This window comes from Sphaerothrix gracilis Ecp01, assembly GCF_030405905.1.
GTDB classification, from domain to species: Bacteria; Cyanobacteriota; Cyanobacteriia; order Phormidesmidales; family Phormidesmidaceae; genus Sphaerothrix; species Sphaerothrix gracilis.
The window spans coordinates 65,175-79,751 of record NZ_JASATW010000002.1; the positions used below are offsets into that span (position 1 = coordinate 65,175).

The 14,577-nt window shown below is 52.1% G+C and carries 14 protein-coding genes; 4 read left to right on the plus strand and 10 right to left on the minus strand.

The genetic code is table 11. The annotated features are described in order from the left end of the window. The first annotated feature begins 11 nt into the window (after nt 1-11). The 4 genes from QJQ48_RS02110 (at nt 12) to QJQ48_RS02125 (ending at nt 3,092) form a co-directional block, all read left to right on the plus strand. On the plus strand, nt 12-236 hold the full coding sequence (locus QJQ48_RS02110; RefSeq protein WP_346289532.1) for a hypothetical protein: 225 nt from the start codon (nt 12-14) through the stop codon (nt 234-236). Between the two features lie 130 nt (nt 237-366). After that, entirely contained in the window at nt 367-879 is a 513-nt protein-coding gene (locus tag QJQ48_RS02115) for a hypothetical protein (RefSeq protein WP_346289533.1), read from the plus strand. Nucleotides 880-1,031: 152 nt separating this feature from the next. Next, entirely contained in the window at nt 1,032-1,727 is a 696-nt protein-coding gene (locus QJQ48_RS02120) for a response regulator transcription factor (RefSeq protein ID WP_346289534.1), read from the plus strand. A 27-nt stretch (nt 1,728-1,754) separates the two neighbouring features. Continuing rightward, nucleotides 1,755-3,092 (plus strand): sensor histidine kinase, encoded by a 1,338-nt coding sequence (locus tag QJQ48_RS02125; RefSeq protein ID WP_346289535.1) that lies wholly within the window; start codon nt 1,755-1,757, stop codon nt 3,090-3,092. Between the two features lie 325 nt (nt 3,093-3,417). Here the strand turns inward: QJQ48_RS02125 and QJQ48_RS02130 are convergent, their stop codons facing one another. The 10 genes from QJQ48_RS02130 to QJQ48_RS02175 all read right to left on the minus strand — a co-directional run bounded on the left by QJQ48_RS02130 (nt 3,418) and on the right by QJQ48_RS02175 (nt 14,414). Next, on the minus strand, nt 3,418-3,921 hold the full coding sequence (locus QJQ48_RS02130) for a hypothetical protein (RefSeq protein ID WP_346289536.1): 504 nt from the start codon (nt 3,919-3,921) through the stop codon (nt 3,418-3,420). Nucleotides 3,922-3,935: 14 nt separating this feature from the next. Further along, nucleotides 3,936-4,640 (minus strand): coiled-coil domain-containing protein, encoded by a 705-nt coding sequence (locus tag QJQ48_RS02135; RefSeq protein ID WP_346289537.1) that lies wholly within the window; start codon nt 4,638-4,640, stop codon nt 3,936-3,938. 312 nt (nt 4,641-4,952) lie between these two features. Then, a complete protein-coding gene (gene ppk1, locus QJQ48_RS02140; protein ID WP_346289538.1) occupies nt 4,953-7,112 on the minus strand; it encodes a polyphosphate kinase 1 in 2,160 nt (719 codons plus the stop codon). A 12-nt stretch (nt 7,113-7,124) separates the two neighbouring features. Further along, on the minus strand, nt 7,125-7,331 hold the full coding sequence (locus tag QJQ48_RS02145; protein ID WP_346289539.1) for a hypothetical protein: 207 nt from the start codon (nt 7,329-7,331) through the stop codon (nt 7,125-7,127). Between the two features lie 147 nt (nt 7,332-7,478). Continuing rightward, on the minus strand, nt 7,479-8,270 hold the full coding sequence (locus tag QJQ48_RS02150; RefSeq protein WP_346289540.1) for a sterol desaturase family protein: 792 nt from the start codon (nt 8,268-8,270) through the stop codon (nt 7,479-7,481). A gap of 49 nt (nt 8,271-8,319) precedes the next feature. Next, entirely contained in the window at nt 8,320-9,231 is a 912-nt protein-coding gene (locus QJQ48_RS02155; protein ID WP_346289541.1) for an acyl-CoA desaturase, read from the minus strand. A 725-nt stretch (nt 9,232-9,956) separates the two neighbouring features. Continuing rightward, nucleotides 9,957-10,163 (minus strand): hypothetical protein, encoded by a 207-nt coding sequence (locus QJQ48_RS02160; protein ID WP_428843013.1) that lies wholly within the window; start codon nt 10,161-10,163, stop codon nt 9,957-9,959. A 130-nt stretch (nt 10,164-10,293) separates the two neighbouring features. Continuing rightward, nucleotides 10,294-11,097, minus strand: a complete 804-nt coding sequence (gene tatC, locus QJQ48_RS02165; protein WP_346289543.1) for a twin-arginine translocase subunit TatC — start codon at nt 11,095-11,097, stop codon at nt 10,294-10,296. 112 nt (nt 11,098-11,209) lie between these two features. Beyond that, nucleotides 11,210-12,064 (minus strand): helix-turn-helix domain-containing protein, encoded by an 855-nt coding sequence (locus tag QJQ48_RS02170; RefSeq protein ID WP_346289544.1) that lies wholly within the window; start codon nt 12,062-12,064, stop codon nt 11,210-11,212. A 133-nt stretch (nt 12,065-12,197) separates the two neighbouring features. Next, complete coding sequence (locus QJQ48_RS02175; RefSeq protein ID WP_346289545.1) at nt 12,198-14,414, minus strand: lytic transglycosylase domain-containing protein; 2,217 nt, start codon at nt 14,412-14,414, stop codon at nt 12,198-12,200. Nucleotides 14,415-14,577: the final 163 nt, after the last annotated feature.

The window sequence follows — 14,577 nt, forward strand, 5'->3', positions numbered from 1 at the left end:
GAGATTGACCCATGATTTTTAAAAAGACCGCCATTCCCCTAGCTTTCTTCTTAGGTTTGGTCAGCCTGAGCGCGGCCTGCCAGCCCTCAGAGACTGACGGCGTTGATCCCATGACCGAAGAAGCCCCTACCGAACAGCCCGCAGCACCCCCTGACGAACCCATCGATCCGGCGGCTGAGCCAGAGGACCCAACGTCTGAGGAAGATGCGAGTGAACCGCCGACAACGACGCCTTAGCCCTCAGGCTATTCAAGCAGGGTCAGCCTGTAGTTTGCGTATATATCAGGAGACAAGGTCTAAAAACTGCTCCTGATAACCTCCTTAGGCTTTGGCCCTACTGACAAAGTTGACAATTGGAGTAAATCTCATGTCACAGCTTCCACTTTCACAACTCCGGTTTCCCTTGGCCGCCCTGATGCTGCTAGGTGGATTTAGTCGCCTGCAGCCCGCCAGGGGTGAAGCACCCGTACCCACTTTACCTAAAGTCTCTAACCGAACTATCAATGAGGCTTTGGGGTCTGAGAAACAGCGCTTCCTTTACGGCGAGAGTCCCGAAATAGGGCAGCTCGGTCAGGAATATATGGTGTTTGAAACTCAGGCAGATCAGGTCGTCGGTGCCTTTTACCGGCCAGCCTCAGACTATAGCTGTTTCTCCGGTACGCTAACGCCAAATGCAATGGAGCTAAACGTGCAGGAGCCGATGACGGCAACGTTCGTGCCCTTTTCGGTGCCTTTGGCCGATGAGGCCAGAGTGGCTACGGCTCAGCCCCAGCCGCTGATCGGCCAGTCCCTTAACTTGAGCAAAAGCTATCCGCTGGCACTAGACACCCAGAGTCAGCAGATTTTACAGGCTTGCAAGGGGGCGATCGCGCCGCAATAAAGCTTTGTTTCCGTTCGCTGCCAGGCTAAAACTTACCAGAGGCTGAATTGTCTCCCTGCTAGTTTTTAGCCTGCCAGCAAAATCGGTCTTAGGCGCGATACGCCCGCGATCGCTTTTTGCCTCAATAAGCTTATCCAAGCGTTGTGGCCGCTATGCGAATTTTATTAGTTGAGGATGATGAGAGAATTGCTGATGCCCTGGCGGAGGAGCTAGGGGATCAGCACTACGTAGTGGAAGTCGCCTACGATGGCGAATCGGGCTGGGATTTGGCTGAAACCTTTGAGTTCGACCTGATTTTGCTCGATGTCATGCTGCCTAAGATTGACGGCGTGACCCTGTGTCAAAAGCTGCGCACCAAGGGGGACTCTACGCCGATTTTGATGCTGACGGCAAAAGATACCGTCAGCGATCGCGTTATCGGTTTGGACGCCGGTGCTGATGACTACCTGGTCAAGCCTTTTGATCTCAAGGAACTCTCGGCCCGCATTCGTGCCCTGATTCGCCGGGGCGGCGCCACTTTGCCACCAGTGCTGAGCTGGGGTGATTTGCGCTTAGATCCCAGCACCTACGAAGTGTTTTATCAGGATGAACAGGTGCCGCTAAGTCCCAAGGAGTACAGTCTTTTAGAGCTGTTTCTGCGCCACCAGCGACGGGTTTTTAGCCGTGCCCAGATTGTAGAGCAGCTTTGGTCTTTTGAGGTGATGCCAGAAGAGGCTACCGTCAAAGCCCATATTCGCGGCCTGCGGCAAAAGCTGAAGGCGGTGGGCGCTCCTGATGACCTGATTGAAACTGTCTATGGCTTAGGCTATCGGCTCAAAGAAACTGCTGCAGCCAACGCCCCCCAGTAATCTTTATCTAACGCTAAGAGAGGCACTATGTTTGAAGGTCTACGCTGGCGGCTGCTGACGGCTCAGCTCTTAGTCATGGCCTCCATTCTAGGTAGCTTCAGCCTGGGCGCATACTTGTTCTTTACGCGCAATCTCTACCAGCAGCTTGACAAAAAGCTGCAAACCTTGGCCCAGTCCGCTTCACCCTCCTATGCTGCTGTCGCCGCTGGCGGCGAAGGCTACCTGACCCGAGTTGATGAGGTACCCTGGCGGGACATTTTTAACCGAGATAGTCAAAGCTTGGAGTGGTTTGACAAATCTGGGCGGCGGCTGGCCCATTACGGTACCTTGAGCAGCCTGCAGCCAGAGCTGGCAATGGGAGCGCAAACGCTCAAAACGCAGCCCGGAGAGCCGCAAGCTGAGTCAACGCCAGTGTTGGCCCGCACCTTTACCGTTTCTGTTTTTGAAGATAGACAGACTTTGACGGCTGAGTCCGACCCGGAAGCGGTTTTGCAGGGCTATATTCGAGCTAGCCAGTCGCTACAGGATATTGAGTCGGCTCAGCGGCAGCTTTTATTGGGTTTGGGAACGGGCGGGGCGATCGCCTTGGGGCTGATTGGCATTGGCGGGCTGTGGCTGACCCAGCGATCGCTTAAGCCTGTCGAGCAAAGTTTTAACCAGCTCAAGCAGTTTACCGCTGATGCCTCCCATGAGCTGCGCGGGCCGTTGACGGCGATTAAAACCTCCGTCGATGTGATTCAAAACCATCCGGAACGGATTCATCCTAAAGATGCTAAAAAGCTGACGGCGATCGCTAGCGCTGCCGCTCAAATGCAGCACCTCACCGAAGATTTGCTGCTGCTAGCCCGGATGGAGGCCCCGTCTACGGCAGGGTTGCTGCAGCAAGAACGACTCTGCCTGCAGCAGATGCTGCAAAACATTGTGGAACTGCTGGAGTCCTCGGCCCAGGTAAAAGAAATTCGCCTGGTCCTAGAGGCGCCCCAGCCTGTCAGTGTGGTGGGCGATCGGCGCCAGCTTTCTCGCCTCTATGCCAACCTGATTGAAAATGCTATTCGCTATACGCCTGAGGGGGGCAAAGTGCAGGTGAGCCTGACTAAAAAGCGGCTCTTTGCCATTGTCCAAGTCCTTGATAACGGCATCGGCATTGACCCGGCAGATTTGCCCCATGTCTTTGATCGCTTCTGGCGGGCCGACAAGGCGCGATCGCGTAAAGTGGGCGGTAACGGCTTGGGGCTGGCAATCTGTCAGGCGATCGCCAAGGGACACGGCGGCAGAATCAAAGTGCGCAGCCGTCCAGGGGTGGGTAGCTGCTTTCAGGTGCGGCTACCGCTGGCTTTTTTACCCAAGAAGTCAAACCTTACCTAGTTTTTTACTTTTTCTCCCTACATTAGGAAATGTAGCAACTGCTTCTACACTAATCACTTCTCACACATGCCTTCGGGTGGTAGCAACTGCCCGAAGGATTTTTTCTTAAAGTGGGAAAGCTGTAGTTTGGAAATCGTCTACGCCAGAGAAAAATTTAGGTTTATGGATAAGAAAACTTTACGCTGGTGGCTCGTCTCAATTATTGACCTCATACTGCTCTGTAGCGCCCCGCTGATGCTAGAGGTTTTTTCTCACCTGCCGTAAGCTCTCAGAAAAATTTATACCCGAAAGCGCCGCTCTGAAGCAAGAGCGGCGCTTTTGTGTATTATCCCAGCAGCTTGGCTGCTACCAGGCTAAGCAGTTCCTGCATTTGCCCAATGTCCCCTCTCATGAGCTGCATTGTTTGCTCAATAGCTTCTAAGCGTTGAATCAGCAGACTTTGGGATTTTTGCTCTCTATCAGCTCCATAATCTGTATTGGGGGTTTGAGATTGGGTGTTGAGCTTTTTAACTAGCGCGTCCCAGCCAAGAGCCTTCATGCCAAAATACGCTTTGGCATTATCGAACTTAGCAAATTGCTGCTGGAGTTGCTCGACTGTGTACAGCGGTTGTGCTGTATCTACAGCTTCCAAGTCCTCTTCAATCATCTCTGTCACTTCGGATATCAGGCGCTCATGATTTTCTGAAAGCTGAGCGGCTGCGCCTAATACGCGAGAAGTAGCTTTGATTTGAATCTCTTCTTCCTGACGCAGTTGTCTAGCAATGTTGCGTATGCGATCGCCTAGTGCTGATGGCTGCGGTGCTGGAGTCGGCCTTACATCTTGGTTCATGTTTCTCAGGACGGCTACTCAGCCAAAATTTCTTGAATGGCTTGCCAAATGCGCCTGAACTTTTGCAGTAGGCTCATTGGATTGTCGGTGGAATCTGATTCGACAGCGTTGACTAGATGTTGAATTCTATCCATGCGTTCAGCAAACTCTTCAAGGTGGCTGATAGCTTCCTCTTTTCTAACCAATGAATCTTTCAGAAGCATAGTCATCTCAGCAATCTCACGCTTGAGGACTTCATTCTCTTTCTTGCGGCGAGTTTCCCAACTCTTAATTCCGGCTTTTGAACGCCGTTCAAACTTCAGTTGAGTCTGAGCTTCGTTATACAGGTTCAGATAGCAATCGCGCTCAGTCTGTACCGTTTCAACCTGAATTTGTAAGGCATTGCTTTTTTCCTGCTCCTGATTGTAAAGGCTTAAGAAGGACTGGCTTTCAGCTTGGGCTTCTTGGTAAAGCGTCAGGGTAGTTTGATATTTATGCTGCTCCTCTTGATAAAGCACCAGTGTATTTTGATACTTTTGCTGTTCTTCAAAGTACAGTGTTTTCTGTTTTTGAACCTGGTTTTTCTGTTCTTGAATCTGCTCTTGCAATTCGTCTTTTTGCGATCGCAATGTCAGAATACGCTGCTTTGCTTCATGGGGAGACATTGGCTCCGATTGTTTGGATCGTGGATACTTTTTTGAATTATCATCAGAACCATCGCATCGATCTGCTCGTTTCATAAATAATGCAAATCCTTAATTAGGAGCAATCTCAATTCATGAGTATAGGTTGCCCGTATTTCAGCGATCTCATATTTATGATTGGCTTCAAGCAATCTTTAACCATCAATTGCTTTACTCTAGGCCAAAAAGTCTGCGATCGAAATTCGATGTCTAAAAGAGCCACAGGTGACAACGTTCCTTCAGTTTGAGCAGCCTGAAACTGATATTGTCCGTTTAGCGGATTGTGGCGAAATACGACGAAATCGATTGTGAGTAGATCAATAACCCAACATTTTAGCGACTGTCAGCGTCATGAAGTACCTCTCTGAACTACGTCATTCCTGCCGACTCCAGCGCCTGGGCCATCATCACTTTATGGGTGCTGCGATCGCTCTCGCCTTTCTCAGGACGGCGCTGAATGTATTTGCCATCTGGCTGTAGATCCCAGGCTTGGCGATTGTCACTCAGCATCAGGTCTAAAATTGCCTGCAGCTCTTTGAAGATTTTGGCATCTTCAATCGGCACCACGGCTTCCACCCGGCGGTTGAGATTGCGCGGCATCCAGTCCGCACTGCCAATAAACATCTGCTCGTCGCCGTTGTTGTGGAAGTAGAAAATACGCGAATGTTCTAAAAAGCGACCGATGACGCTGATCACCCGAATATGGTCGCTGATGCCTTTGAGGCCCGGACGCAGGCAGCAAATGCCGCGCACGATCAGGTCAATTTCTACGCCTGCCTGTGACGCTTCATAAAGGGCAGCGATAATCGGTGCGTCTACCAGCGCGTTCATCTTGGCAATAATCTTGCCTTTTTTGCCATCCCGACAGTTTTCCGTTTCGCGCCGAATCATGTCCAACATGCGCTGGCGTAGCGTCACCGGGGCAATCAACAGCTTGCGAAAAGAGGACTGCTGCGAGTAGCCAGTTAGATAGTTGAACAAATCGGTGAGGTCAGCGCCCAAGTCATCCCGGCAGCTTAGCAGGCCCAAATCCGTGTAGAGTCGCGCCGTTTTAGGATTGTAGTTACCCGTGCCAATGTGGACATAGCGGCGAATGCGATCGCCCTCCTGCCTGACCACTAAGGACGTTTTAGTGTGAGTTTTCAGCCCCATCAGGCCGTAAACAACGTGAACGCCGGATTTTTCTAGCTTTCGCGCCCAGTTAATGTTGTTCTCTTCATCAAAACGGGCTTTGAGTTCAACTAGCACCGCCACCTGCTTGCCGTTCTCAGCCGCCGAAATTAGCGACTGCACAATAGGCGAATCGCCGGAGGTGCGGTACAGGGTCATTTTCAGCGCCAGTACGTCCGGGTCGTGGGCCGCATAGGTGATGAAGCGCTGCACCGTTGAGGCAAAGGAGTGATAGGGATGGTGAAAGAGCTGATCAGAGCGCTGAATGATGGTAAAAAAGTCTTCAGTTTCTTCAGCCTCTAGGTCATCACTGGTGGCATCGCTGATGTGCTGTAGATGCTTAGGCACGACGGGGGCCCAAGGCTCATCCTTGAACTGAGGCAGCGGCAGGCTCATAAAGGTCATCAAATCGCCCAGGTTGATCAGACCTTCAACTTCGTACAGATCTGCGTCGGTTAGTTCAAGCTGCCGCATGAGATTGCTTCTCACCGACTCCGGCATTGACTTTTCAATCTCAATGCGTACGGCAGAGCCGCCTAGACGGCGCTTACGGAGTTCTTGCTCAATCGCCAATAGCAGGTCGTCAGCTTCATCTTCTTCCACGTCTAGGTCGGCGTTGCGGGTAATGCGGAAGGTATAGCAGTCTTGCACCTCCATCCCCGGAAACAGATCATCGAGATTGTGGGCAATCACCTGCTCTAAAGGCACTCCCAGCCAAACGCTGGACTTGCTGCCTTTACCTGTGCGCAGCGAGTCCGGCAGCTTCACGAAGCGGGGCAGCACTTTGGGCACCTTGACCCGGGCGAAATGCTCTTTGTTGGTGTCTGGTTCCTGGATCACGACGGCCAGATTCAGGCTCAGGTTAGAAATGTAGGGAAAGGGATGGCCTGGATCGACTGCTAAGGGTGTGAGAACCGGAAAAATCTGCTCTTCAAAGTATTCGTTTAAATAGGCTTTCTGCTCAGATTTGAGATCTTCATAATTCATCAGGCGAATGCCGTTCTTCACCATCAGGGGCCGCAGCTCTTGCTCAAAGTGGCTGTGCTGAATCTCAACCATTGGTCTCAGGCGATCGCTGATATCCTGCAGATGCTTTTGGGGCATCCGACCATCAGGTGTCTGCTTAGTGACCCCCGCTTCAATCTGCTGTTTGATGCCGGCCACTCGCACCATAAAAAATTCGTCTAGGTTGGTGCTGAAGATCGACATAAACTTAAGCCGCTCCAGCAGAGGGGTGCGCTCATCCACCGCTTCATGCAGTACGCGAAAGTTGAACTCCAGCCAGCTTAGCTCGCGGCTGAAGTAATACTGCGGATCCTCCAGACGGGACTTGTCTGGTGGCGATTGAGCGATGGTCATGATGATCCCCTTCTAGAACACTTCATCTTCAATTCCAACCCACCATTCCCCTAGATTCATCAGCTCGTGATGGAGGGCACTTAGCTCCTGATGGTATTGCTCACTCGGTAGCGTATGGCGGCGTTCCTGTAGCTTTTTTAGGCGTAGCTGAACTAACAGCCAGGGCTTGCTGGCACCACTGGTAGCTCCAATATATTTACCTAGCTCATCGCTGTTCATAGGCGCTTCAGTTAAAAGACAGAATTGTCAGGTTCTAGGAGATTAACAAATACCTGGAACTAGAACTGTGACGTTTTTTTCTGCGGCCTGAAGCGAGTGCGATCGCCTTTTAGCATATCTCAGGCACCGTTAGACAGTCGAAAAGCGCTATCGTCTCTGCTTAAGTCCATACTTCTCGATGTAGGTCGGATCTGTCGTGCCCAAAATGCGATCCCAAAAGGTAAAGTACAGGCCAAAATGAAGCTGATGTTGGTGATGATGTATCGCGTGATGCACAGGCCCAATTAGCCCTCGGCCTAGCCACGGCTGTAAAAAGCTAGGGGAAACTAGCTCAAAGCCCAAATGCGTCGCGATCGCCCACAGGGTCATGGCAAGAAAAACGGCTGTGAGCGTAATGAAATGAAGCGGCATCACATAGACTAGGCCCACAAAAAATATGCCGTGAATAAAAGCCTCGCTCAGTTCAAAGGCGAATGATGTCCAGGGAGTTGGGATTTTGGAGCGATGATGTCCCTGATGGATCCGCCGGAAGAAGCGAGGCTGATGTAAAAGCCGATGGGTGAAATAGAAATAGGTATCTTGCAAAACTAGAATAGCCAGAAAGCTTAGCCCCAAATAGCCCCAGCCATGTTCTGCAACTGAGCTATACAGGCGAGTGCCTCCGGCCTTGTAAGCGCTCATGATCAAAGCTGCTAAAAACGCGAACAGAAAAGCAGAAGATACTGAGAGCGCAATGTCGTGGCGAATTAGCTGCCACCGACGCGCACGTGAAATAGCCTGAAACTGCTGAGAAATCCCCAAAACTGAGGAAAATAGCCAAAAAGCGCCTCCTACCATCACAAAATAGCGTCCTAGAATGAACGCTAAAAAAACCAGCCAGTAGTAACCCACATCGCGAATAATCAATCCAGCAGACCCAATGACAGCATAGAGGGTCAATTTAGCTCACTCCGCCGTCATCCTGCATCTACCTGGCGCTATCAAGTTTTTAGACCACTTTGCTGGGAATGGCAGTCTGCTGCTCGGCAGGAAGCATGGTTTTTCGGGCGCGAGCTAAGAGTTCAGCTTCGACAGGCACTCTCAGCTTTGAGGCTAAGCCGAAAAATTCAAGCAGTTGAATAAAGCTAAAGGTAGGATCTGGCAGATAGATAACGCCGTCAGCGCCCAGAGTAATGCCGTGTCGGCTAGAGGACTGAAAGGCATGGTGCAGATTATGCCAGCCTTCTCCTAGTGTCAGCACCGCCACTAGCCTGTTATTGCGGCTGAAATCATCGGTGGCAAATGGCTGTTCCCCCACGATATGACAGAGCGAGTTTACGGTTTGCACTCCATGAAATAGCAGCGTTGTGCTGAGAAAAAACGCGCCCAGATACTCTAAACCGCCAATCCAGTAGGAAATCAGGCCCAGCGCCACGGTCGGCAGAAAGTGCAGGCGGTCAATTGCCTGCAGGACCCGATCTCTTTCAACATCCGCCGGTAGCTGCTCAGGCAGGAACTCAGAAGATAACAGCCAGCCTCCCTGCGACCAGTAAAATCCTTTGGTCTTCTGGGGCGGTTTGTGGGGAGAGTGGGGGTCGCGATCGCGATCGGCCTGGCGATGATGAGTCATGTGGTGAGCCTTCCACCAGCTTGGTCCCATTTGACCGGCTGAGGCCGCTATCAGACTGCCCATCCACAATACCGGGGCAGGTGCCTGATAACTTTTGTGGGTGAGCAGCCGATGATAAATGCCCGTTGTTGCCAGCATTCGGATGAGATATAGCCCAATAATCCAGAGGCCAGCTCCCCAAGACAAACCCGTCTTAAAGACGAGTAAAGAGCCGAGATGACTCAAAATAATCAGCGCTGGGCCAGTTAGGTAAGCAACAACTGTCGGCCAAGAATACGGTTTTGATTTCACTTTTGTTTAATTGAGGAAATTTTGGCTAAAAATTTATTAATGCGGCTATCAAGCAGTCCAAAACAGTACGGATTCAGTCATAAGTTTCCGTATCTGATTTCAAGCTGCTGTTACCTTAATAAATTAAATAAATAAGCACTAGTAAATAACTTTATAGAATAGCGTTAAGCACTGCTGCAACGCCATCTCATACAGAACTTTAATCCATTGCTCTGCCGCTGGTATGTCCTGAAAATAATCGATAAATAATTAGGTCTTTTTGCTAGGAATGCAATAGATTTCAAATCCGGAACCAATTAGATAAAGTTATAGAATTAATTTGGCGATCTAAAGTACTAACCTTATTGAAGTCGCAATGTTATGTAGAAATAAAGGTGTTTACCGGATTATAAGTCAAAAACAGCAGATTTTCACCCTCTAGACAGTACCATTGATCAGCATGGCTGCTGATTTTTATCAACTTTTTCTAGCATAACGTCCTCTTCTTCAAAAAGAATCATGCTGACGACTCATTTACTCAGATGATAAAGTGATTTTCTATTTTAGGTACTGCATTTTAAGCCACATAAAGCTGTATGAAGCTATAGCTCGTCTGGTTGAAAACCAACAAAAAAATCTCTCTTCTTTAAAGAAAAGACCCCAGCAAAGCTGCGGCCTCAAAACTGCTTAATTGAACCTTTTGCTACCTCGAAACTTGACCTGAGAGTCAAAATAGTTACTTATCTCTACTGGTCGTCCGGGAGAACCCATTTAGGTGGCTGAGAAGCACGTTCCATCATCTTTTTCCGAACCGCCTCATCGGCCATTTTCAGCATGTCGTCTAAAGAGGTATCTTTGATAAACTCAGTAGCCTGCTGCTTGTACTCAAGATTGGGACATTCATCTCCTAAAACACAGCCATTGACGCAGGCTTCAGCGCAGTTGATCTCCACCACTAACTCCTTATAAAAACTCGCAACGATTGAAGACTAACTTTGAAAAAAAGAAGTCTACTGGGATCTTAACAACCTCTCAAATGGCTAAAAGGCATTAAACCTAGGCTAAAACGTACGGTTTGCCCCACTAGCGACCAATGCCTTTGACCATGAAAATGCCGCCAAAATACAGAAATAAAACGGCACCGGCCAGCAGGCTCTGCGTTACCGGATCGGTTGAGGGCGTTAGAACAGCGCCTAATACAACGGCTCCCAGCAAAACATAGCGCCAGCCTTTGAGCATGGCGTTAGAAGACACAATACCCAACAGTCCTAAAAGGAGCTGAATAACTGGGATTTGAAAGGCCAATCCTGTACTAAACAGCAGCAGCAGCACAAACTCAAAATAGCGATCGATTGACCAAAGCTGCTCAACCACATCGCCGCCGTAGTTAATAAAAAAGTTGAGTGCGGCTGGAATCAGAGCAATATAGGCAAACCCTAAGCCCACTACAAACAGGACGCTAGATCCCAGCACAATCGGGCCAATCAGTCGCCGTTCGCGCCGGGTGAGTCCTGGCAGGACAAACTGAATAATTTGGTAGAGAATAAACGGGCTGGCTATTAGCAAGCCACTGTATCCGGCTACCTTGATAGAGACGAAGAAATATTCTCCCGGTGAAAGCTGCAGGAATTTAACCCCCTGAGCCGGAATTTCCAGCAGCGCCACAATGCGGTTGACGAAGACAAAGCAAATTACCACGCCCACAACGACCGCGATTAGCGCATAGAAAATCCGCAGCCGTAGCTCTTCCAGATGATCGAAGAGAGACATCTCAACGTCATCAGGTAAATCATCCTCTGAAAAATCTTTTGACTTAGTATCCTCAGCCCGATTTGGCTTGAGATCAGCCGTTTTATCCGCTGTCTCTAAGTTGGAGGGAGGCGTCATAGCAAATGCGGACTTCCTTTACAAAATGGCAACTGCTCAATATTGTACCGAGATGCGTTTCTAGCTGGCAGGATCCAGCCTAATCAACCCGATGGCACAGTCCGCGACTTGATTACTGGCCAGAATCAGGGGTATAGGTAACTGTCTCAACCTGGCCCAGGTTGCCAATGGGAGTCGCCTCTTGTCCGTTGACTGATAGCGCTACAGCCCCGGCATTGCCTGCTGTTACCGTGATTTCTTGCTGGCCTTCCCAGGTTTCCTGGCTGCCCTCGCTCAAAAGCCCCTCAAACTGAGACTGGCCGTCTACAATCACCCGCATCCAAGAATCGCCGCTGAGATCAACGCTGACGCTGACGGGCGCTGTAGAAGCGGGCGCTGCTGATTCGGCATCATCGGCAGATTCGGGAGCGACCTCCGGTTCTGGAGTGACGGGGTCGATTGGCTCTGGATTGACCGCTTCGGGCGGTGGTTCGGGCGCATCGGTGGGCGATCGCAGCAAATTGGGCAGCAGAACCACCGCACCAATAATTACCAGAACGAAAGCCCCGATCGCTAGGAGCGGCCCCGGATTAGGTGATTCACTGCGGCGCCGGCTAGGCGGCGGTGCGGGCGGCTCATCCATTGTGGTGGTCGCCACAGGTTCAGGCGGCAGGGGCTTAGCAATGTAGGCCGCTGGGGGAGCCGTAGCGGTGGAATAGGCCATTGCCGTTCTCACCGAGAAGTTTTTAGACAGCTCAGTCCCGTCGAGTCCCAACGCATCCCCATAGCGGCGGATGAAGCCGCGAATGAAGACAGGTTCAGGCAGCGGATCGGGATCGGCTTCCTCGATCGCCCGCAGCAGGGAAGGCCGAATAAAGATGCGGGTTGCAATTTCCTCAGTTGACTGTGATAGCTCATGGCGAACCTGACGGAGGTAGGTGCCAACCTCTTGCAGTTGCTCTAGCTGATCTGAATCTAAATTAGCCACGCCAGTACGTCCAAAATCTTCAGGCAATTCCCTGCGTTTAGTGCTTATCTTACTGGATGGACTCTGGATTATGAAGTCTTTCGCTGCAGAGAGCGAGCCTGCGCATGGTCAGAGATGCCTGGTTTGCAGCGGCTTACTCTAGCTCTGGCAGGGGTGAGGGCGATTGCTGCGCCTGATTCTGCATGAGCTGGGCGATCGCCGGATTGTAAAGCTGCAGGTAGTTCCAGTAGCCGCCAAAGACCGAATCTACATAGCCGCGCGTTTCAGGAAAGGGGATGCGCTCAACAAATTCATCTAGGTCGGTAAAGTTGCCCCGGCTGATCCAGTCAGCCACGTTGCCAGGGCCTGCATTGTAGCTAGCCACTGCAAACAGGGAATTGTCGCCGTATTCTGAGTGGGTATAGTCGAGATACCAGGTGCCCAGCTTAATGTTGTCTGAGGGGGTTTCTAGATTCAGATCGGTAAATCCGGTCTGGGCCTTAATCCAGTCGGCGGTGTCCGGCATCACCTGCATCAGCCCTACTGCGCCCACATAGGAGCGAATCTGGGGCTCAAACCGGGATTCCTGCCGAATTAAGGCTGTGACCAGCAGGGGATTAAGCTGCTGCTGGCTGGCCCAGGCCGCAATCTCTTCGGCAAAAGGAAAAGGATAGAGCGCCTGACGATAGGCGGGCTGCTGCTTCAGCGCCTGGAACTGCTCTTTTTCGGCTGGGCGATCGCGCCATGCCAGACTAGACACCATAAAAATGCCGTCCAGATTATCGCCAATCCCTAGCCGCATCAGCCCGTCGGTGAACTGCTCGGCTACCGTCGGCTCCTGCACGTTGGTAAACTCGCTCTGCCAAAGCTGCCAGGCGTCTTGGTCTTGGCCTAGCTGATGCAGCTCTTGTAGCTGCTCAGACCCTGCTGGCAGCGGCGATCGCTGGGCGGGCTGAGTAATATCAGGGGTTTGGGATCGCACCGTTTCAAAGTCGCCAACGGGCCAGCCCAATCTCACGGCGGCTCGCCAAGCGTAGTAAGACTCTGGGTAGCGCAGTAGGGTCTGCTCAAAGGCTTGCTGAGCCGCCTGCTCCTGGCCCAAACGCTGGGCCCACTTGCCTGCCCAGAAGGCTGCTTTGCTAGCCAGTTCGCTGTCGGAATTTGCCTCGACTAGCTGCCGCGCCCAGCTGTAGGCTGCGGCTAAATCCTGCTGGTTGGCGGCGTTTTCGGCATACTGCCACCGCAGCTCTGCCGCAGCTTCTGAGTCGCTGTACTGGCTCAGGACTGACTTACGGGCTTGAGCCGCCGAATCGGAACTGTTGAGCGCTTCTAAATCTCTGGCCCGCAGTTTGAGGGCTTCGCCTGCCGCCTCCGGGAACCGCTCAATCACCCGATCGAGTACCGGAATGGCCTGTTCTTGGGGCAGCAAATTCGCCAGCTTCAGTAGGCCCTCGGCAGTTTCAGGGGCTTCTGGAAACTGAGCGTCTAGCTGCTGATAGGCAGCGATCGCAGCGGCTTTGCGCTCCCCTAGCTGCAGGCCCCGCGCGGCTCGGTAGGCGTTGCGGGGGCTAGGCGGAGCTTTGGCGTAGGCGGGTCCGGCTTTGCCGTAGCGCTGAATTTCCCAGTAGCCGAAGCCAATAGTTTGCCAGTCTTCAGGCTGAAGCTGACTGCCGTATTCTGCCACCAGGCGATCGAGGTAGGTTTCATAGCCGCTGAGATGGAGGCCGTGCTGAGCGATCTGCTTTAGCAACGCCAGCGTATTCTCGCCCTGGGGCTGTTGCTCCAGGCGCTGCTGGGCGATCTCGACGCTGAGCGGATGGGCCGGAAACTCTGCGATCGCCTGATCCCAGTACTGCGGATTGGACTGGCCCAACTGATACAAAGCCGCCGCGATCGCAGGCTGATCGCCATAGTCTTCAACAGCCTGCTGCCAGCTCGCCTGGGCTGCCTCGGCTTGTCCCGCTGCCGCCTGGGCCTGCCCCCGTTTAATCAAGGCATAGGGCGCTAAAGTGGGGTACTCCTTTTCCAAGCCTGTCAGTAGCTCAATGGCAGAGCCGCCCCGTCCCTGCTCAATTAAGTCTGTCGCCAGCAGATAGCGCGCTCTGGCCTGCTCCCGCCCTTTGCCGCCCTGCGCGATCGCGCTCAGCTCAGCGGTGCGCTCAGCCACCGGCTGATTGACCAGCTGCAGCACTGGCGAATCCGTCTCCGCCCCTAGCTCGACCAGCGCGGCGTCAGAGGTAGACCGCTGCCAGCGGCCCCAGAGGCCGCCTTCGACTAGCAGATCGGCTAAGCCTACGAACATGCCCAACGACAGCGTGCTGACCCCCACCAGCGCCAGCAGGGGCATATTTTGCTTTAGATGCTTGAGCATGGCAAATTCCTTGGCGAGTCGGGCAGCTTCTCTCTATTAAGCAGTTTTAGCAAAAAAATAGGGGAGCGATCGCACCGGAGCGACTCGGCTAGAGAGAATAAAATTGCAGTAGACTAGTCTAGCCGGGAGAGACTGAAATTTAACCGCTCTCACCCGCCAAAAA